Origin of the sequence: Cohnella baijiui, from assembly GCF_020731285.1 — a bacterium.
Classification (GTDB): domain Bacteria; phylum Bacillota; class Bacilli; order Paenibacillales; family Paenibacillaceae; genus Cohnella.
Genome location: NZ_JAJFOW010000505.1, coordinates 1 through 211 on the forward strand (window position 1 = coordinate 1; position 211 = coordinate 211).

The 211-nt window shown below is 46.9% G+C and carries 1 protein-coding gene; it reads right to left on the reverse strand.

Translation table 11 applies throughout. The features are described 5' to 3' along the window. Nucleotides 1–211: saccharopine dehydrogenase NADP-binding domain-containing protein (locus tag LKX83_RS33560; protein ID WP_370639195.1), on the reverse strand; the 211-nt coding region annotated here is incomplete at both ends.

Below are 211 nucleotides of genomic sequence, written 5' to 3' on the forward strand. Positions count from 1 at the left end.
CGTTTGATGCTTCCTCTTCACCGAATCCATTCAAGTTAACACCGCAACATCCCGCTTCTGCGATGCATGCCGTAGACAGTCCGTTTAGCGTAATGGTCGTACCATCCATTACTACATCATACCCTCGCATTTGCTCTACGGTCGCCTCATGATTTCGCACATCAACCTTTTGAAAATTAACGCGCGGATCATTCAACCATTCCACCACTTT